Source organism: Sulfitobacter pontiacus, from assembly GCF_040790665.1.
Classification (GTDB): domain Bacteria; phylum Pseudomonadota; class Alphaproteobacteria; order Rhodobacterales; family Rhodobacteraceae; genus Sulfitobacter; species Sulfitobacter pontiacus.
In genome coordinates, this window is sequence record NZ_CP160850.1 from 138934 (window position 1) to 158548 (window position 19615).

Annotated in this window: 12 protein-coding genes and 4 pseudogenes; 6 read left to right on the top strand and 10 right to left on the bottom strand. The window is 58.9% G+C overall.

All coding sequences use genetic code 11. The features are described 5' to 3' along the window. Positions 1–29 precede the first annotated feature (29 nt). Entirely contained in the window at positions 30–1925 is a 1896-nt protein-coding gene (gspD, locus tag AB1495_RS15565) for a type II secretion system secretin GspD (protein WP_074637169.1), read from the top strand. A gap of 33 nt (positions 1926–1958) precedes the next feature. Here the strand turns inward: gspD and AB1495_RS15570 are convergent, their stop codons facing one another. From AB1495_RS15570 to AB1495_RS15585, 4 genes and pseudogenes are all read right to left on the bottom strand, one after another. Then, on the bottom strand, positions 1959–2870 hold the full coding sequence (locus AB1495_RS15570; RefSeq protein ID WP_367581982.1) for a DUF4198 domain-containing protein: 912 nt from the start codon (positions 2868–2870) through the stop codon (positions 1959–1961). Then, positions 2812–3291 (bottom strand): annotated as a pseudogene (locus AB1495_RS15575) (DDE-type integrase/transposase/recombinase); the annotation flags it as partial. The gene AB1495_RS15570 and the pseudogene AB1495_RS15575, both read right to left, overlap by 59 nt. A 20-nt stretch (positions 3292–3311) precedes the next feature. After that, the gene (locus AB1495_RS15580) at positions 3312–4535 is read right to left on the bottom strand and encodes an IS256 family transposase (protein WP_367581983.1); all 1224 of its coding nucleotides are present in this window, start codon (positions 4533–4535) and stop codon (positions 3312–3314) included. 121 nt (positions 4536–4656) lie between these two features. Then, on the bottom strand, positions 4657–5721 hold the full coding sequence (locus AB1495_RS15585; RefSeq protein ID WP_074637876.1) for an MBL fold metallo-hydrolase: 1065 nt from the start codon (positions 5719–5721) through the stop codon (positions 4657–4659). 382 nt (positions 5722–6103) lie between these two features. On the opposite strand from AB1495_RS15585, the pseudogene AB1495_RS15590 reads away from it, so the two are divergent. Then, positions 6104–6889: pseudogene (locus tag AB1495_RS15590) on the top strand (IS30 family transposase); the annotation flags it as partial. A 333-nt stretch (positions 6890–7222) separates the two neighbouring features. Here the strand turns inward: AB1495_RS15590 and AB1495_RS15595 are convergent. Further along, entirely contained in the window at positions 7223–8254 is a 1032-nt protein-coding gene (locus AB1495_RS15595; RefSeq protein ID WP_074637878.1) for an IS110 family transposase, read from the bottom strand. 113 nt (positions 8255–8367) lie between these two features. Between AB1495_RS15595 and AB1495_RS15600 the strand changes: the two are divergent. Continuing rightward, positions 8368–8598: pseudogene (locus AB1495_RS15600) on the top strand (transposase); the annotation flags it as partial. 124 nt (positions 8599–8722) lie between these two features. Here AB1495_RS15600 and AB1495_RS15605 read toward each other — a convergent pair. From AB1495_RS15605 to AB1495_RS15620, 4 genes are read right to left on the bottom strand one after another with little or no spacing between them, the layout of a single operon-like run. Then, positions 8723–10303 (bottom strand): tripartite tricarboxylate transporter permease, encoded by a 1581-nt coding sequence (locus AB1495_RS15605; RefSeq protein ID WP_074637755.1) that lies wholly within the window; start codon positions 10301–10303, stop codon positions 8723–8725. A gap of 10 nt (positions 10304–10313) precedes the next feature. After that, positions 10314–10922, bottom strand: a complete 609-nt coding sequence (locus tag AB1495_RS15610) for a hypothetical protein (protein ID WP_367581977.1) — start codon at positions 10920–10922, stop codon at positions 10314–10316. Positions 10923–10933: 11 nt separating this feature from the next. Then, positions 10934–11872 carry a tripartite tricarboxylate transporter substrate binding protein gene (locus AB1495_RS15615; protein WP_074637751.1) on the bottom strand — a complete coding sequence of 313 codons (939 nt, stop codon included), beginning with the start codon at positions 11870–11872 and terminating at the stop codon, positions 10934–10936. A 42-nt stretch (positions 11873–11914) separates the two neighbouring features. Next, positions 11915–12712 carry a GntR family transcriptional regulator gene (locus tag AB1495_RS15620; RefSeq protein WP_074637749.1) on the bottom strand — a complete coding sequence of 266 codons (798 nt, stop codon included), beginning with the start codon at positions 12710–12712 and terminating at the stop codon, positions 11915–11917. Positions 12713–12802: 90 nt separating this feature from the next. On the opposite strand from AB1495_RS15620, the gene AB1495_RS15625 reads away from it, so the two are divergent. The 3 genes and pseudogenes from AB1495_RS15625 (at position 12803) to AB1495_RS15635 (ending at position 16475) form a co-directional block, all read left to right on the top strand. Beyond that, on the top strand, positions 12803–14479 hold the full coding sequence (locus AB1495_RS15625; protein WP_074637748.1) for a gamma-glutamyltransferase family protein: 1677 nt from the start codon (positions 12803–12805) through the stop codon (positions 14477–14479). Then, positions 14476–14934, top strand: coding sequence for a GAF domain-containing protein (locus AB1495_RS15630; RefSeq protein ID WP_005848481.1), 459 nt, complete (start codon positions 14476–14478; stop codon positions 14932–14934). The genes AB1495_RS15625 and AB1495_RS15630 overlap by 4 nt, the downstream gene beginning before the upstream one ends. A 154-nt stretch (positions 14935–15088) precedes the next feature. Further along, a pseudogene (locus AB1495_RS15635) lies at positions 15089–16475 on the top strand (IS1182 family transposase). A gap of 402 nt (positions 16476–16877) precedes the next feature. On the opposite strand, the gene AB1495_RS15640 reads toward AB1495_RS15635, so the two are convergent. Further along, entirely contained in the window at positions 16878–19433 is a 2556-nt protein-coding gene (locus tag AB1495_RS15640; protein ID WP_074637743.1) for an NAD-dependent epimerase/dehydratase family protein, read from the bottom strand. Positions 19434–19615: the final 182 nt, after the last annotated feature.

Sequence of the window (19615 nt, forward strand, 5' to 3'; positions counted from 1 at the left end):
TAGCAGCCTTTGCCCTCGCAGTTTTACTGATGCTGCCCGCCCCTGTGCGCGCTCAGGAGACCTTTGTCATCAATCTGCGAGACGCAGACATCTCTTTGCTCGTTGAACAGATTTCCGAAATAACCGGCCGCACCTTGGTGCTTGATCCGGGGTTGGTGGGAGAGGTGACTGTCGTCTCTGCCGAGGCGCTGGACAAAGAAGGCGTCTGGTCGTTGTTCCAATCCATTCTGCGGGTACGCGGATTTGTTGCCGTTCAGGCCGGATCGATCTGGCAAGTGATCCCCGAGGCCGAAGCGCGCACTGCGAGCGGGCCCAATCTTGGCGAAGAAGTCATCGCCGGCAGCCAAGACTTCGTAACCGAGATGTTGCGCCTGAACCGGCTGCCCTCTGCCGAAGCCGTGCGCGTCCTGCGCCCGCTTGTCGCGGAATCGGGATATATCGAAGCCGTCGAAGATCCCAATGGCGTGGTCATTACCGATACCCGCGCCAATGTGGACCGGATCATGGCCATCGCGCGCAGCTTTGACGGAGATGCCCTTGTCCGCTCTGAGGTGCTGCGCTTTCGCAGTGCCGATGCGGTCACCGTCGGCAGTGCGATCCTAGAGGTACTTGGTCAAGCGGGCACAGGCGCGCGCCTGTCCGTTGATGCAGGGTCCAATCTACTGCTTGTCCGTGGCACGCCCGAAGACATTGCAGAAATTCGCAGCCTTGCGATCGCCATGGACGTTGCGCCACGTAAAGACCCCCGCGAGGCCGTCGCTACCACAGTTTTCAACCTCCAGTATGGCGACGCGCAGATCATTGCAGACATCATCAAAGGTACGGTGGGGGATGCCACTGACATCACCAACGCAGTTGCCGCCGATGTGGGCGCACAATCAGCCGAAGCCACGTCGGACGGACAATTTGTGCCGCTAAACCGCGTCGTCGCCCCGGATGCTGTCAATATCACCGCCTCTGTCGAAACGAATTCTATCGTTGTTCGCGGCACTGCGGCGCAGGTTCAAGAAGTCGGGCAACTCGTTCATGCCCTTGATGTGCGTCGCCCGCAGGTGATGATCGAGGCAGCTATTGTCGAAGTGTCCGGCGAGGTCGCAGAGCGGCTTGGGGTCCAACTGGGGCTTGGCCCGAATGTGCCGAACGGAGCAATCGCCGCCTCGAACTTCTCTAATGGGGGAGGGGTATCGCTGGGGTCCGTGCTTGCTGCTGTCGGTGTCCCCGCCGGGTCGGCCTTGTCTACGGGACTGACGCTTGGTGCCGGTGGCAATGACTTTGGTATTTTGGTGCAGGCCCTGTCGCAGTCTACGAGCGCGCGGCTTTTGTCGACGCCATCGGTCACGACGCTGGACAATGAACCCGCGACCATTGTGGTTGGCCAGAACGTTCCCTTCCGGACGGGTAGCTTCGCCACCGATGGGAATACGGCGACCCCCTTTACCACGATTGAACGACGCGATGTCGGCATCACGATGAATGTCGTGCCCCGGATCACGGCCGGAGGTGTGGTGCAGCTGGTCATCGAACAGGAAATATCGAGCCTAACAAATGCCAATGTTGAAGGTGCCGCGGATCTAGTGACCAACCGGCGGGTGATTAATACAACCGTAATGGCCGACAACCGCGGAACAGTTGTGCTTGGTGGGCTGATAACCGACGACCGCATCAATGGCAGCAGCAAGGTGCCCGGTCTTGGCGATCTACCGGTGGTGGGAGAGCTTTTTAAATCGCGTAATGCCCGCAATACCCAGCGTACACTTTTTGTCTTTCTAAGGCCTACAATCCTGCGCAGCCGTGAAGATATCACCGAAGCTTCTTCGCGCCGGTTCAACCGCCTGAAAGCAGCCGACGCCAGACAGCAGCCTAGAACGATCCTTAAAAAACAAGAAGTACAGCAGTTGCCTTTGGAAATTCAGGGTTTGTATTGATCCAGGCCAGTGGCACGCGCCCCCAAGACGCTGCTACCGTTCAAAAGTCAGCGACGCCCAATAGCTCACCCAATCAAAATCATTATGCTTTACCGGCAGCAATTTTACGCTGTTGATCATGATCTCTCCACGAATGTCATCCGAAAGCGTCAATATGCCATTCGCATCCGTCATCATATGCTGCGGTCCTGTCTCGGCTTCGGACCCAACAGGCCGCGCAAATACCTGAACCGGTTGATTGGCGTTTGCTTCACCATTCAAGAGCAGCTGAAAGCGGACCGGCCCGTCCAAAGTAACATAAGGATTATCCAGCGCTACCCACTCGTAAATTGCGCCATATGCACGATCCTGCCCGCTTTTGTCGCCCACCCCCACCAAGGTTTTCGCATAACGGAAATAGGCTTCTCTGATGGGCTGACCCGGCCGGGTGCTAAATACTTCGGCACCACGCCCTACGGTTTCAGCAAATTCACGAAAGTCGGCCAGCGTGTCATGCTTTAGGGTGCTTGCATTTGAAACAAGTACAATAGCGTGCAGCCCGTTTTCGCCCGACTGGAGGCTCAACGACGGGTTATCTTGTCCGGTAAACGCCAGCTCTGTTTCAACGTCACCTCTGGAAAACAGGGCCGAGCTGTATCCCTTCGGAATGAAGATATAATCCTGCCCGACAAACTCGGATCCGACCAATAGATCCGCCTCAATCGTCGCCTGCGACGGGAAAGTGTAGGCCCGAGGTTCAATCCAAAATTCATGCGCCAAGGCAGAATGAGTGGCCAGAAGCCATATGGTGAAAGATTTCGTGTAAAGAGACATGATCATACCCGTTTGCTGTTTCGGCATTGCCAAGTTGTTGGCCGCGTGTCGTAGGGTGTTGCTGGTCTGTAAATTAAGCCACCACTTCGATGATGTATTCTGCCCAAAGGCTGAACGCGTCATCTCGGGCATGGCGATATGAGTTTGCGGCGCGTTGAAATCGGCGGGACGGAAAATCAGGTTGGTCTGATCGTGAGCGGATAGCAACCTCTGAGTCTGCCGATTTGACTTAAACCGGCCGAATATCTTCTTTCGCTTGCGGGTCGGCCTGTGTGATCCGTCGATGGTGTTGTCCCATCCCTCGTGGGCGCGGTGGTCAGCCTCCGGTGCCAATGTTTTGATCGGCTTGACACAGTTGCACAGCTTGTCGGTGATCATGACCCTCGGCTCGCCGAACTGATTGATCAGCCTTTGAAGAAATCGCTTGGCTGCTGTAGCGTTTCGTGGCGTTTGCACGAAAATGTCGAGGACGAACGCGCCGGCCGCAATTTGCGAAATGTGGACTAAAGCGAGTGACCTAGAACCGGACTGCTTCCCGGAGACTGTGCAGAATTTTGTGCGTGACGCGTTTTCTTACGCCATCGGGAAGCGGTCTTCGAACATGATGGCAAGCTGAGATCTGACAGCGTGCCATTCGCGGACCGAACGCTTCCACTCGGTCGATGTAGCATTGAGCGCCAGATAGATCAATTTCGCCGCAGCGTCGTCGCTTGGGAAATGACCTCGGGTTCTGACGGCACGGCGAATTTTCGAGTTCAAGGCCTCAATGGAATTCGTGGTGTAGATCAGCCTGCGGACCTCGGGCGGGTAATCGAGGAACGGGATGACCTCGTTCCAGGCCCGGCGCCAGCTCGGCGCGATCGCCGGATACTGCCTTGCCAGATCGCTGTCCTCGAACTCAGCCAGAGCCAGTTCTGCCGCCTCGACGTCCACGGCCGTGTAGATCGCCTTGAGGGCGGCGGCGACGGCCTTGCGGTCCTTGTAGCTGGCGAAGTTCATGGAATGGCGCAGCAGATGGACGATGCAGGTCTGGATCCGAGTCTGGGGGAATGCGGCCTCGATGGCCTGGGGAAAGCCCTTCAGCCCGTCCACGACGGCGATGAGGATGTCCTGGACGCCCCTGTTGCGCAGGTCGCTGAGCACTTTGGCCCAGAACTTCGCGCCCTCATTGGCCTGAAACCACAGGCCCAGAACGTCCCGCGTGCCATCCGGCAGCACCGCGAGGGCCACGAAGACCGCCTTGTTCGAGACCGCCCCGTCGCTGCGGATATTGACCCGGATCGCGTCCATGAAGACGATCGGATAGCAGGGATCCAGCGGGCGGTTCTGCCAGGCGGTGACCTCCTCCATGACCGCGTCGGTGATCGCGGAAATCAGGCTGGGCGAGGCCTCGACGCCGTAGATTTCCTCGATATGCCCCTGGATCTCTCGGGTCGTCATTCCCCGGGCATACATGCTGACAATCTTGCGGTCGAATTCAGGAAAGCGCCGCTGATACTTCGCGATCAGCATCGGATCGAAGGTGCCGTTCCGGTCGCGGGGAATGTCCAGAACCACCTTGCCGCTGTCCATGGTCACGGTCTTCTGGCTGCTGCCATTGCGCCGATTGGGCGGCTGGTTCTGGCCCTCAGACGCATCATCTGCGCGCTCTTCATCGAGATGGACATCCATCTCTGTGCTCAGCGCGCGTTCCGCCAGCGCCTTGGTCAGCTCCGCCAGGATGCCGTTCTTGCCAAACAGGTCACCGGGTGAACGCCCTTCCATCAGACGGTCTAGCAAGTCTTTGTCGATGCTCATACGTGGGTCTCCTCTGTGAGCAGTTACCACGTCAGCGCACAAAATTCAGGATAGTCCCCGTTTGCTACGCGCATGTCCTGATAAAATAGAACGCATGAAGCACGTGAGGTGGCGGGCGATTTCAAATCGCACGCCACCACGCGACACCCTCTGCATCGATGTCGCGCGTGGCCTGACCGCGCGTACGTAGGCAGTGCAGATTGGCCAATGCCTCGCCAGCGGCAAGACCGTAAATGCTTTCAGTCACTTCGCGGTTAAAGAGAACGGTGAACAGGTCAACGACCCGCTTGGGCTCCCGGATCTCCGCGAGCGCATTTTTCAGGTCTTGTTCATGGCCTTCGATCAGCGTGTCGATGCGTGCATGCAACCCGCGATATGGATCGCCATGCGATGGCAGCACCAACACGTCATCCGGGATCTCAGACTTGATGCGCGCCAGACTACCGAGCCAATTGGTCATCGGGTCCGCTTCGGGATTACGCGCGCGAACCGATACGTTGGGCGTGATCTTCGGCAACACCTGATCGCCTGCGATGAACAGTTTTCGTTTTTCATTATAAAGACAGGCGTGTTCTGGCGAATGGCCGGAGCCTATGACGACCCGCCAATCGTCTCCTCCCAACGTCAGAATGTCACCTGCTGCAATCCGTTCAAACGTCTCCGGCGGAGTGCAGACAAGCCCGCTATAGGATCGTTGAAGATCCATATTTGCCTCGATCAAAGCATCACTACCGCCAGCCGCGCGAAAGAATGCCGCCTGGCGCGCATCACGCTCCGGCGACATGCCCTTGGCCAATGCAACCAGCTCTTTCTCTTCCTCCGAAGTGATCAGCACCGGCGCATCACAAAGCTTACTAATCCACCCGGCCACCCCCCCGTGGTCAGGGTGTCCATGGGTCAGAACCAAACGGCCCACGGCGTGTCTCTGAATGGTGGAGCTAAAGATTTTTTCCCAAGCCGCAACGGTTTCCGGAGAGTCGATGCCCGTATCGATGATATCCCACGCCCCATCATGTCTGAACAGCCAGATGTTGACCGACAGCAGACCACCACCAACCGGCATACGTGCCCAAAGCAGGTTATCGTTCACCTCAACAGTAGAGCCATCGCCGATGAGTGGGGCATCTCCTGCAAATGGATATTGGAGAACATTTTTGACCGCGGCTGAGGCTACTTCGCAAACCATCTCGACTCGTCCTAAACTGGCGTAATCAAAACAGAAATATACACTTATTTGCTATTCATCAAGCAAAGTAACGACCCGAAGTCACCTTCTTGGTCCTTGAGTGACGTAGGCCTCGAAACCGCTTGATATGAGACATTGGCAACTGTCATACCAGAAAGGTAGCTGCCTGGACCGAGGCGGAGGTAACTCAGTTATCCTGAGACGTATATCTACCTCAAATCCCGATGGTCTTTCGTCGAAGCATATTTAGTACGATCTAGGCGTCCAAGGCTACATTATAAACATAATCCTAATTATAGGTGTGGCGGGCGCTACCTGGGGTGGATTCACAAACGAAGTGCAAATTCTGTACGAATACAGAGAGTTGCATGGCGTATAAAGAATGGGAACCCACTACTGTCACCTGAAGCTGAACGAACGACGCAAGCTTGCAAAGTGGCTGGAAGCCAAAATGCCGATTTCAGAGATTGCGGATCGCCTGGGCCGCGATCCCTCCACGATCTACCGAGACATTAAGCGCAATCGTTACACTGACAAAGAGATACCGGAACTGGATGGATACCACGCGCTTGTCGCTCAGGACAAATACGAGGCGCGCCGCGCGATCCATCGCAAGATGATCGTTTACCCTGAACTGAAGGAAGCCATTGAAGGCCGATTGAAGGCTGGCTGGTCATCCGAACAGATTGCGGGCCGCATGCGGTTGGAGCGCTATCCGATCCGGATCAGTCACGAGACGATCTATTGGTTCGCCTATTCCAAAGATGGTCGCGATGAACAGTTTTATCGCCATCTTCCCGAACATCGCAGACGCCGCAGGCCGCGTGGTTACCGCAGGCACAACCGGACCCACATCTTCGACACGCAGAGCCTGCCCTACAGGCCTGAGAGCATCTCAGAGCGTGCCGAGTTCGGCCACTGGGAATGCGATCTGATGATGTTCCGCAAGGAGCATGGAAAGGTCAACGTGACGTCTCTGGTCGAACGGGTGAGCCGGTATGCTGTCGTCATGCGCAACGAGGATCGCCAGTCCAAACCGATCATGGAGGCGCTGATCCGGGGCCTGGCTCCCCTGCCCGCCGATGCGCGTCAGTCGATCACATTCGACCGCGGCACCGAATTCTCCGCATGGAGACATCTCAAGGCCGGGATCGGTGCAGATGCGTGGTTGTCTAATCGCAAGGCCGCAGTCAAGCCTTGATGCAAAAGCACGGCCTATCGAAATGCCTTTAGAGCATTTCGGCCTCCGGTTCTTGCTCAGTTCGCTCTCAGCACGTTTATGTTATCGAGGTCATGCGTGTGTCCGGGGCATGGTTGTCTCCGCGGTCAGCACTTGGCTGCCGCATTTTGGGTTCCGCAGGTGAAGCCTTCCATTGTTTTGCACGCAGTCTGTAATAGCTGCTGCCACGTCTTTCGGATTGGCCTGACCTCCGTCCACGACAGGGACGCCTCCTCGCATCAAGTTATGATGCGCTGAGCTCGGTGTGCGAGGGACAATGCATTAGGCGAGTTCCTCGCGCGTTGGAATAAAGGTTTGACCGGTCTTCAGCATGGAATGCATGATGACGGCGAGTTTGCGAGCAACGGCGACCGCCGCCCGCTTGAAGCCAAGGCGTTCGCGCAATTGAAGCCCCCAGGTTTTTAGATCACTGACCGTTTCGGCTCGTGTCCTCGTAAGCAACGAGGTCGCAGCCTCGTAGAGGAGCCCACGCAATCGTTGATCCCCCCTTCGAGAGATGTGGCCGTTAAAATCCATCTCTCCCGATTGGTATCGGCGTGTAGTGAGGCCAAGCCATGCGCCGACAGATCGGGACTTCGGAAAGTTCTTCGGGTCTTCGATAGCGGCCACATAGGAAACTGCTGTGATCGCCCCAACGCCTGGTATCGTCATGAGCAAACGCGTGCTTTGGCACTGTCGCGCCGCCAACAAGAGCTGGCGGCTGAGCGTAGACGCCCGCTCCCTGACAGCTTGCCAAGCTTCAAGCAGCGGATAGATGATCCCTTTCAACTCGACGTGTCCGTCCAGTAGATCGTTAACCTTTTCTATGAACACCCGGCCTTTGCTCTTGGGCACGACAAGACCGAAAGTCTTCATCAAACCACGGATCTGATTGGTCAATTGTGTCGTGATGGCCAAGAGTTGGGTGCGGGCTGCAACCAATGACCGGATCAGCATCGCTTCGAACGACTTGACCCTGACAGCCTTATAGAAGCCGGTTTCGGCAAGTTTGGCCAATCCCTCAGCATCGTTTGCATCGGTCTTGTTCAGCGTCTCACCCAGAATTTTCTGAGCATGCCGCGCCTCAATGCAGATCGCCCGGAGTCCTTCCCCCGTTAAGGCATGAAAGAACCAAGTGGCGAGTGGGCCAGTTTCGAAAACGACGCTCAGGGGGTCGTCCGCATGCTTCCGAACCGCCTGCGCAATAATTCCCGGGTCGGAGGGACATTTCCCGCGCCATATTCTTTTGCCGTCTTCTCGGATTGAGATCGCGGTATCCTTCAACGAAACGTCAAGCCCTATGTACTGGCCCATGCTCAATCTCCATCTGTTGCTTCGAACAAGACCCTTTCGGATCACGCTCTGGATCATACCGGAGAAAAAACATTTCGATGCCATGACGAAACGCGGAGTGACAGAGCGATTACCCCATGTTCTGTGACCCGCAAGCGCCCTATCAGAAAGGCACTGTTGAGAATACGAACAACAGGCTGCGGAAGTACCTGCCCAGATCAACCGCACCGACGGCTCTGACATATCGATATTTGAAGTCGATTTGCCAGCGCCTCAACGCAACGCCGCGCAAGTGCCTAGACTACTGGACGCCCGCTGAGGTCTTTGAAAGCAGGCTGATGGAAATCAGGAACCGATTGGAATAACATTGCAAATCAGAAATTGCGCTTCAATGTGAGTCCACACTACATCATCGCTCTACGAAACAATAAGGTTTTGCCACTTGAGCTAACTCAGAATGTGAGCATTTTCTTATTAAAGAACTTCAAGCTACGCGCGATTCTGCCGGAACATTCGCACCAGCAACCAGACGGACAGCGCAAGCATCACAAGCGCGATGGGCGACTTCAGGAGAAACCACGGATCGCCGCCCGAGGCGGTGAAGCTGCCGCGGATCAGCCCTTCGAGGGCCGGGGCCAGCAGGAAACCGATGACAAAAGGCAGGATCGAAATCCCGAGGCGCCGCAGCACGTAGCCAATCAAGGCAAAGACGCAGGCACTCAGCAGACCGACATAGCCGCCGTCCTGCACATAGGCCGCGGTGAGCGAGACGGTCAGGATCACCGGCAACATCACGTCCTTCGGAATCCGAATGAGACGGCCCAACTGGCTCATCAGGAAACTGCCGACGCTCCAGTTGCAGAAGTTGGCGATCACCATCATCGTAAAGAGGCCGAAGGCCATGACCAGATCGCGGTTCATGATCGTATCAAAACCCTCGATCTCTTTAATCGGAGTGAACCGGAAGACCTGCGGCCCAAAGGCGAAATCGCCAATTGTCTCGACCGCCAGGATAATGAAGACGGCGGCGAAATTGCCAGGAATGCCAAGGCTCATTACTGGAATGAGGTTTGCGCCGGAAACGGCCGAGTTCGCCGATTCCGTCGCCACCACGCCCTCGATCGCGCCTTTGCCGAAGGTGTCGGGAGATTTCGAGCGGCGCCGCGCCGTGTCATGCGACAGGGTCGCGGCGGTAGTGGTGCCGATCCCCGGCAGCGCGCCGATCATCGTGCCGATGCTGGCGCCGCGCAAGATCGCCGGCATCATCCGCCAACGCTCGGCCCAGCTCAGCCGCGGCCCCATTTCGGGAGCGGAGACCGGCCCCTTGGCCGCCGCCCGATCGCGGCGCATGTCTTCGACCGCGATCAGCACTTCGGATAGTACCAGCACGCCCAGTACGCAGGAGGTTAGCGGCAGCCCGCCGCCAAGCTCGGGGATGCCAAGCGTCATGCGCGGCCCGTCGCCCGACATCGTTGTCCCCACGAGTGAAACGAACATCCCCAGAAGGCCGCCTATCAAGCCCTTCAACGGGGCCTTGCCGACAACGGCAGCCATGAAACATAGCGACAGGATAATCAGGGCCGATTTCTCGGGCAGGTCCAGTACCCGCTCCACCGCCACCGCCAGCACTGGGGCGGCGATGAAAAGCACGAGGTCGGAAAAGTTGTCCCCCACGACGGAGGCGAAGTGAGCCGTCTGGATCGCCCTGCGCCCCTGTCCCTTTTGCGCCAGCGGATAGCCGTCGACCGTAGTCAGGAAGGCATCGGGCGTGCCGGGGGTGTTGAACAGGATCGCTGGCACCGCGCCACCCACGGTCGCGCCTTTCATGATCCCCAGGAGGCAGCCCAGCACTGGATAGAGCGCCTCGTTCCCGTAGCCGAAGATCGACACCAGAACCGGCAGCGCGATGGCCATGGCGAAGGGGCCAGACAGGCCCGGGGTGGCACCAACAAGAATGCCGATCACCACCCCGGTCAGCACCATGACCGTAGGCAAAAGCCAAAGGCCGCCATCGGCGGCTGTGAAGACGGAAGTGATTCCGAGCGCGAGATATTGCAGCAATAGGTCCAAGGGGTGTCCTTCAGAGGTCGGCGTTCGGCGGCAGTTGGATGTTGTCGAGCAACCCGGCAAACAGCAGGATCAAAAAAGCGGTCGAGAGCATGGAGACCACGATGTCCCGCATTCGCAGGCTGCGGCGGGTGATGTAGATATAGCTGGCGCTTAGCGCCGTACCGCCGAGGAAGAACCCGGCCACATTGTAGGGAAACCGCCCCGAGGCCGCTCGGTAGCCGGAGAAATCGGAGAAGCCCGCGGCGTTGCTGGCCCATACCACCATCGGCCCGCCCCATGTCATCAACGCCAGCGAAGCAGTGGTGACGAGACCGGCGCGGGTCAGAAACAAAAGGTTGTCGAGACCGAGGCGCCCAACGGGCTCTCCCGCCTTGCGACCTTTGGACCGCAACTCTCCCGCAATCAGCAAGAGCGCCAGCGGCACCATCAGCAGAACCAGTAGCGTGGGAAAGAAGGCGTCACCGGGAATGGTATTGCCGGTCAGGCTCTTTTTCAGGAATCCGCTGCTGATGTCCCGCGGAAACCAAACCAGAAGGCAAAGCGCGACAAGCGCCAGCGTGCCCCCGCCCAGCCAGAGGTTCCAGCACCCCCCAGAGGGGGCGCCTTCATCGGTGTCCACGGGACCTCGCGTCATTCGGCCAGTGCCTTCATCATCGATACGTTGGCCTCATAGGTCGAGAGTATCTGCTCGCGCAGCTCCGCGCCCTGCGTCACGATCGGCGCAGGTGGGTACTGCTTTTCGATGAACTGACGTGTCTCACTCTCGGGGTCGGCGAGGATCTCGGCGATTACGCTGCCGATCTCGTCGCGGATCTCGTCAGGCATGCCCACGGGGGCGGTGATGATATACTGGTAGCCGAGGTTCAGGTCGATGCCCTGATCCATCAGCGTCGGCATCTCCGGGGCAAGCGCGACCGGACCGGTCTCGGCGGAGGAGAGGATCACCAGTTCGCCCGCCTCAACCAGCGGTTTCTGCACACCGCCACCCCAGGCGACGTTGGCGTCCATCGACACCAGCGCATTGAGCGTGCCTCGGCCACCCTTCATGCGCAGGTGGTTCACGTCGATCCCGAGCGCGCGGGCGACGATTTCGGCTCCGGCCTCGACCTGCGTGCCCCAGTTGGCCCAGACGATGGGTTCATTGGCGGCGGCGGCTTTGAGATCGTCGAGCGTCTTCCAGCCACTTTCGGCGCGCGCCAGAACCGCCATCTGCGAGCCTGCGGTCGTGGTGATATAGGTGAAATCCTCTGGCGACAGGTTATCGCTGTTCATCGGCGCGAAATCATAGGTCGTGGTGATCGCGAAGCCCAGGGTCTGGCCGTCGGGTGCCTCTCCCTTGAGCTGCGCCGACATCACGGTGCCGTCGTCGCCCGCCTTGTTTTCGGGGATCACCTGCCAGCCACGCTTGGCCTCGATCTCCTTCGCAAGGGTCCGGCCCTGCACGTCGGTCCCGCCGCCGGCTCCATAGCCGATCCACAGGCGGATCGGGCCGTCAGGGTTCCATTCGGCCAGCGCGGGCCCGGCGGCCAGCAGGGCGGTAGCGGCGGTGGTCATCAGAATACGTTTCATGGTCTCTCCACTGTTGATTGGGTTGTTTGTTTTTTTGGGTCGTCAGAAGCCCGGTTTGCTTTCCACCAGTTCCATTGGGCGGTGGCCCCGGGGCAATTCGAAGCGTTGGATCAGTTGCAGCCTGTCTTGAGCGTCATGCTCATGGGCGTCCCAGATCATCCCCACATGAGGCGCGGCAAGGTCGAGATGCTGGCACGCCTGTCGCGACAGCAGATCGGCGCGCGCCTCGTGGCGGACTTTGGCGGTTCGGATCTGGAACTGTTCCCAGAGCATGCGATGATAGGAAATCCCGTGCAGCTCCTCTAAGGGGCGCGACAGCAGCGCTTCGGCGTGGTCGAACCGCAAGTACATAGTGCCGAAGGCAGGTTGCGATCCGGTGACCCAGACCAACCTGTCGATGCGGATCACCTGCTCGGCTTCGAAGCCGATGAGCAGCGGCCCGGATTCGGCGGTGGGCAGACGCTGGATATCGACAACCCGGGTATAGGGCATCTTCCAATCCCCCGTCTCGGGGTCGCGGAAGCGGTAGACATGCACCTCGGGCACTTGATGACGTGCGTCGGCGATGAAGCTGCCGCGCTTGCGGTGGCGCACGATCAGCCCCTGCTCGACCAGCCGCGACAGGCCCTTTTGCACCGTGGACAGGCCGATGGGCAGCGCGGCGGCGATCTCGGTCTCGCCGGGAAGCTGGCCGCCGGGCGCGAAGGTCCCGTCCTGAATGCAGCGGGTAAAAGCCTCGCTCAGACGCAGGTACTTGGGCCGACCCTTGCCATCGGGAGCCGTGTCTTCCCATGCGGTGACCAAGGTCTCGAGGGACAGTCTATCTGACGAGATTTCCATACAACTATCATAGAACGAGGGGTATTGCACTTGTCAACTACGTAGTTAATAATTGTCACAGGAATATATTGCAGCGTTGAGAGGGTGGAGATGAGCGAAGAATGGGCAGTGGCAACCGGACACCCCACCGCCACCGGGGCTGCGGAGCGGGTGCTGCGCGCAGGCGGCAACGCCGTGGATGCCGGGGTGGCCGCCGGGATAGCGCTGGCCGTTGTGCAGCCCGATCTGGTGTCCTTTGCCGGGGTCGCGCCGGTAATCCTCTATGACGCGGCGCGCGAGCATGTGACCAGCTATGACGGTGTCGGGGTCTGGCCGCAGGCCGCTGACGTGGTGCAGATGCAGCGCGATCACGGTGACCACGTGCCCGAGGGCCTGCTGCGCACCGTCGTCCCCGCCGCCCCGGCAAGCTGGATCAAGGTTCTGGCGACCCACGGCACTTTCGGTTTCGGCGATGTCGCGCAAGAGGCGGTGCAGGCCGCCCGCGATGGTTTCGACGTCTATCCCCTGCTGGCCGATTTCATCGCATCGCGGGTGGAAAAATACGCGCGCTTTCCGTCCACGGCGGCGATCTTCCTCCCCGATGGCCGCCCGCCGAAGGTCGGAGAGCTTTTCGTTCAGACTGACCTTGCAAAAACCTTGCAACTGCTGATCGACGCCGAAAGCGCCACCCGTGCCGAGGGTGGAGATCGGCGCGCCGGCCTGGCCGCCGCCCGTGCGGCTTTCTACACTGGCCCGATCGCGCAAAAGATCGTTGCCTTTCACGCCAAGGACGGCGGCCTGCTGCGGGCCGAGGACCTCTCCTCGTACGAGGTCCGCGAAGAGCCTACCTTCGCCGTCGAATTCCGGGGCACGCAAATCCACTGCTGCGGCGCGTGGTGCCAGGGCATCTCAATGGCGCAGACGCTTGCCATGCTAGAGCAGGCCGGCCCTGACGCCACCCGCGACAAGGAACAGATTAAACTGCATTTCTTGCTCGAAGTGCTGAAACGAGTGTTCGCCGACCGCGAAGCGCATGTCACCGACCCTCGCTACATGCAGATCGCCCCCGAGGCACTGCTGGACCCCGCCTTCATCGCAGACCGGCTGCGCAGCATTCAAGAGACCTCCGATCCGCTTCCTGCCCCTATGGCCCCGGCTCTTGCGGCTTCGGGCGAACGCCCGGTGTTCGAGGTAGGCTGCGCCGATACATCTCACGTCAGCGTCATCGACGGTGCCGGCAACATCTTCTCCGCCACCCCGAGCGATCCAAGCTATGACACCGTGGTGATCCCCGGCACCGGGCTGTCGGTCTCCTCACGCGGGTCGCAGAGCCGTGCGATCCCTGGTCACCTAAATGCTCTCGCACCGGGCAAGCGTCCGCGGCTCACACCGAACCCTATTCTGGGACTGAAGGATGGCAAACCTTGGCTCGCCATGGGCACGCCCGGCGGCGACGTACAGGTTCAGGCCATGGCGCAGGTATTGTTAGGCATGCTGGACCACGGACAGGCTCCGCATGCGGCGGTCGAGGCGCCCCGCGTGGCTTCATATGCCTATCCCGGCAGCTTCGCGCCACATGACGTCCATCCTAACAAGGTGCTATACGAAGCGGATCTGCCACTGGAGCAGATAAAGGACTTACGCGCACGCGGACATGATCTCGAAGAATGGCCCGCCCGAACCTGGATGGCGGGCGGGATCTGCATCGCCCTGCGCGACGGGGCCGGCGTGGACGCGGTCGCCGACCCGCGGCGCGCGGGCACGGCCAAAACTGGAGCGAAACCATGACAACGGACATTTGCAAACGCATCGCCGATCAGAACATACCGCTGAAGGAGGCGTTTGACCTCTGCGGTGAAGCTCTCGACAATCAGTTGTTCACCGCGATGCGCTTCCACGCCACAACGATGGAGGTGGAACGCCTTCACTCTACCTTGCCCGAGAGCTACCCCGTCAGCGGTCGCAAACCAAAGCGGGATACGGAATGGGGCAAAAACGTTCTGATCGACCGAAAGATCAACCTCGGTTTCGGGGCCGCTGATATCAGATGGGCATTTTCGGATTACGAAACCATTCTTGGGCTCGGGCTCAATGCTGTGTTGAATGTTCCGATTGTTCGTGACCAATCGGTTTTGGGTACGGTCAATTACTTGCGTGGCGATCCGGCCTTCAGTTCGCGAGAAGTGGAGATCGCAGAACAAGTTGCTGCTGCACTGGCCGATCGAAGTGAACTGCTAAACTAACTTTAATACGCCATGGTGCCGTAAGCATCATTTATTCTCGCCGTCTGTTAGTCGCCACCGAGACGCATCTTTGGGCGTATTTTGTTGAAAAACTCTTCCTTAATCGCGGCCTGAACTGCTGATTCAATTCCTTTATTCGGGGGGAGTATTGGCGATGATGGGACCACGACAGGAGGCGCAACCGGCGCTGTTCTACGAGTTCTCGCTGGAGGATCATGTTCCCCAAGATCACCTGCTTCGATCCATTGATCGGTTCGTTGACCTGAGCAGCATCCGCGCCCACCTTGCGGATTTCTACAGCCATACCGGCCGCCCGTCGGTCGACCCCGAGCTGCTGATCCGGATGTTGCTGGTCGGCTATTGCTTCGGCATTCGCTCTGAGCGACGGCTTCTGCGAAGAGGTGCATCTGAACCTCGCGTATCGCTGGTTCTGCCGTCTCGATCTGAGCGACCGGGTCCCGGATCACTCGACGTTTTCCAAGAACCGGCATGGGCGTTTTCGCGACAGCGAACTGCTGCGCCACCTGTTTGAGACGACTGTCGCGCGCTGCATCGCCGAAGGTCTGGTCAGCGGCCAGCGAATGGCGATTGACGCCAGCCTGATCGAAGCCGATGCGAACAAGCAGAACTCCACGCCGAAGGAAGACTGGGACGCAGCGCACATTGATCCGGCTGATGCGCCCCGCGCCGTGCGCGAGTATCTCGACACGCTGGATAAGGCTGCATTTGGCGCGGCCAGCGAGGTGCAGCCCAAGTTCACCTCGCATTCTGATCCCGCCAGCCAATGGACGGCGGCGCGTAAGGGTCCGGCATTCTTCAGCTATTCCGATAACTACCTGATAGACACGGATCACGGTGTCATATTGGACGTTGAAGGCACCCGTTCGATCCGACAAGCCGAGGTTGGATCGACCCAGACCATGCTTACACGGGTGAAAGCCAAGTTCGGCCTGGTCCCCGACTGGATGATCGCCGACACAGCCTATGGTTCAGGCCCCATGCTCGGCTGGCTCGTGGAACGCAAGATCGATCCTTACATCCCTGTGATCGACAAGGCCGGACGCCCAGATGGGACCTGGACACGCACAGATTTTGACTGGGATGCGATGAACGACCAATACATCTGCCCCGAGGGCCACGCGCTCAAACAGTTCCGCCGGAATTACTCTGATCCAAGCCGGGGGCCGACGGGCAAGGGCACCGCGCGCTATCGCGCCTTGAAAGAAGTCTGCCAGGTCTGCCCTTCCAAGCAAAAATGCTGCCCCAACGCTGAGGCGCGCAAGATCACCCGCGAGGAGCACGAAGACGCGCGTCAGGTTGCCAGAGATTTGGCCAATACTGAAGAATATCAGATTGCGATGAAGCTCAGAAAAAAGGTCGAAATGCTCTTTGCCCACCTCAAACGCATTCTCGGGCTGGGACGACTGCGATTACGTGGCCCATGCGGTGCAAATGACGAATTCCTCCTCGCCGCCACCGCCCAAAACCTCCGCAAACTGGCTAAGATTTTTCCTGCACCGCAGCAAACGCGCAAAGCCTGATAGGAAAGACGCTCGCGCGCTCTTCAAAGCGCAGCTTTCTGCGCAAGCAACACGCTGTTTTTCCACAGAATGGGCGGAAACCGGTCTTTCGCCGCAGACGCGCCCTATACTTGCCGAGGCAGAGGAAGCCAACATCCACCCCAGTATTGCATGAGATCTTTCGCTGCATCGCCGCAAGGCTGCTCTGAGCCCCTTAGTGACCGTGTCACGCTTGGAGCTATGCGCAGTCGCAACCTCGCATTCTTTGCAGGCGACGGCCCAAACCGGAGTTGGTCAAACTCGATATGTTGCACCGGGGCTATCAAGAGGCAGTTATTTGGGAGTTAGTCTTCATTTTTGGGCGTAACACGCACTCCAGAAACTCGACGCGGTTACCGCATGCGAATTCTGGACACTTCGACTTCAAACGATATAGCGGTCCCAACTGCCATAATGCTCCGCGTTGCGCTTTCCACGCGGCAGGGTCAACCCGAGCAGCGCGACGCCCGACAGCACACCGATCAGGCTGCCCGCGATGGTGCCGCCTCCCAGAACCCAAGGTGCCACGATCAGCCACAGCCCAAAGCCAATGTTCAAAAACCGAAACGGCCGCGCAACTTCGGCCCAGGCGATGACAGCGGTCGTCAGCACCAATGCGCCAACCAAGTGATCACTGCCCGCCAGCGGCAGGGCATTGTCAAAAATCGCACGCGACAACATCAAAAACAGGCCGATGGCAGCGCTCACCCCTAAGGTCCAAGGCACAGTGACCCCCCGCGCACTTTGCCGGGCGATCTCGCGAGGGTGCGCATCAAAACTCATCGTGCCGCCTTTGCTTGAGCCCGGCAGCGCATCGCCCCGGAAAAACGCCCGCCAAAAGGGGCGCCCACGGCGGGTGTTCCAGACCATGAACTGCAGCATCGCGACGATTTCATCCAAAGAGAACGGGATCATGATCAGCATCGCGGCGGCGGCCAGCAGACAGATCGTGCAATAGGTTCCGATTGCGATGGGCTGGATGATAATAAAATAGATGCTGATCACCCCCAGCGGACCTACGACAATGCCAAAAAGCGCCACCATCCACGGCATCGTGCGCCAGCGCATACGGCTGCCCATAACCCCCATAAGGATCTCGAACATATAGCTCATCGCCCCCAAGCCACCGTCAGCGATGGGCCAAGCCTTGGAGACATCTGAGGTAACAATATATTCGCTGCCGTTGAGGTTGGATGGAGAGGAAAAGAACGGCTCCCAGATTCCATCGACATGCCCCAATTGATAGGCCGAGAGAATGCGCGATAGCAGGAAACCGACCACCCCGAGCGCGATAATTGGCACCCGCTGGACGTAAGTGGAGGGGCAATAGGTCCACCCCGGCGGAATGTCCCCGTCGTCCATCATGCCCTCGCGCGACATGCCGGGCATCATCGGGATCAGGATCGTCAGCGCGATCACCAGCGCGCCGATCAGGGTGTCATTGGCATAAACCGCAGGGTCAGGCGTCCAGAACACCAAGGGCGCGGCAAGCAGCCAGACCCCAAGCGCCGCGTTCGCCCATTGCGCCCAACCGTTGCCGGGTTTCATCGAGATGAAGGCCAGCGCGGTGATGGCCAGACCGGTAAAGACATTGTTCCACGCCGTAAGCCAACTGCGCATTGAAGCCGCCCAGAGCCCGCGATCTTCGGTCACGCGCTGCACGGCGGCGCTGAATTCGGTCTGGTCAAATGTTCCGAACACCGAGGGCGCGGTGGCGAGCCAGAGGCCCAATGCCGCAACCAGCCAATGCACCCAAAGCATTTGGAAATGCATCATGCGCATATGTTTGTCGTGCTCGCGCACAGCAATTTGCTGTCCGGCGGCACCCTCGTCTTTCTCCTCGGCTGCAGCCTTTTCTGCCGCCTGCTCCACCTTGGCCGCAGAAACCCGTGCGGCGTTCAAGCCGTTGTCCTTATACCAGCGATACGGATCGTCTTTCAGCTTTTGCAGCATGAGGGGCATATCGTGACGCAGGCTGTGCTTCGGGGTCCATCCCAGATGCTCCTTAGCCTGTGACAGATCAAGCTCGTAGTGATCGCTGGAGATATCCACCATCCACGCACGGATAAAGGCGTCCTCGCCAAAAATGCGGTTCTCGGCCCATGCCCCAAGTTTCGCGGCGGCGGGCGGGATATTCCATGTCACCCAATCTTCGCCATGCAGTTCGCGTCCGATCAACCGCTGCAATTCGCCAAAGGGGATTGGCTCAGCTTCGCCCAACAACACGGGAAAGACTTCCGGCAGGGTCTGGCGGCGGTCGACGATGCGTTCAATGGCATTGAGGAGATCGTCGAGATGCAAAAACGCCTGTCCGCGGGACAGGTCACCGGGATAAACTTTACCGCTCAGCCGCTTTTCGCAAATACGGGATATTTGATGAGCCAAGAAGGTCGAATGCCCGTCATCATCGTAGATGCCAGCAGGCCGCATGAGAACAAGTTTTTCCTCGCCCTTTTCCTCGCGCAACATCGCCTCGGTGCGGATTTTCGAGGCGCGGTAGGGCAGCTTGGGGTCGAAGGGTGCTTCTTCGTCTATCTTGTCGCCTTGCACGGTGGGCGCATGTGCCAGCATGGTGGAGGTGAAAATGAACTGCTCTAACTCAAAATCTTGCAGCCCTTTCAGCAGCCGCTTGCTCCCCTCTACCGTCACCGCGTCATAGGCCGGATCGTCTTCTCCGCTCAGGTCAAAAAACGCCGCAAGATGGACGCAGGCCGCGATACGGTCTCCGTAGGCCAACCGCAGTCGCGCCAAGGCTTTGTCGACGCTGCCCTGGTCAGTGATGTCGAAACAAACACATTCAGCCTGATGGGGCGGATGCGGGGGCGAGCTGCGGTCCAACCCCACAACGCGGTAATTTTCGTGCAACCGCTTAACGACCGCCGCACCAAGATAGCCGCTTGATCCGGTCACGACGATGACTGGCTTATCGGACGTCTCCATGCCCCACCTACCGTCTTACTTGCGCAGATATTTCACCAACGCCGCAATCATCAAAACCAAGAGCACGATAACCAGAAGCCAGCCGACCCCCATGCCAAACATCATGCCACCGCCCATCATATCACCGTTCATCATCGCTTTTCTCCTTACTGAGCCCCTCCGAAACTAGGTTATACAGACTC

Coding starts and splice junctions, on each gene's coding strand:
- gspD (WP_074637169.1), top strand. CDS start 30: ATGCTGCCCGCCCCTGTGCGCGCTCAGGAGACCTTTGTCATCAATCTG.
- AB1495_RS15620 (WP_074637749.1), bottom strand. CDS start 12,712: ATGGAAATCTCGTCAGATAGACTGTCCCTCGAGACCTTGGTCACCGCA.
- AB1495_RS15580 (WP_367581983.1), bottom strand. CDS start 4,535: ATGAGCATCGACAAAGACTTGCTAGACCGTCTGATGGAAGGGCGTTCA.
- AB1495_RS15585 (WP_074637876.1), bottom strand. CDS start 5,721: ATGGTTTGCGAAGTAGCCTCAGCCGCGGTCAAAAATGTTCTCCAATAT.
- AB1495_RS15595 (WP_074637878.1), bottom strand. CDS start 8,254: ATGGGCCAGTACATAGGGCTTGACGTTTCGTTGAAGGATACCGCGATC.
- AB1495_RS15570 (WP_367581982.1), bottom strand. CDS start 2,870: ATGCCCGAGATGACGCGTTCAGCCTTTGGGCAGAATACATCATCGAAG.
- AB1495_RS15615 (WP_074637751.1), bottom strand. CDS start 11,872: ATGAAACGTATTCTGATGACCACCGCCGCTACCGCCCTGCTGGCCGCC.
- AB1495_RS15625 (WP_074637748.1), top strand. CDS start 12,803: ATGAGCGAAGAATGGGCAGTGGCAACCGGACACCCCACCGCCACCGGG.
- AB1495_RS15640 (WP_074637743.1), bottom strand. CDS start 19,433: ATGGAGACGTCCGATAAGCCAGTCATCGTCGTGACCGGATCAAGCGGC.
- AB1495_RS15630 (WP_005848481.1), top strand. CDS start 14,476: ATGACAACGGACATTTGCAAACGCATCGCCGATCAGAACATACCGCTG.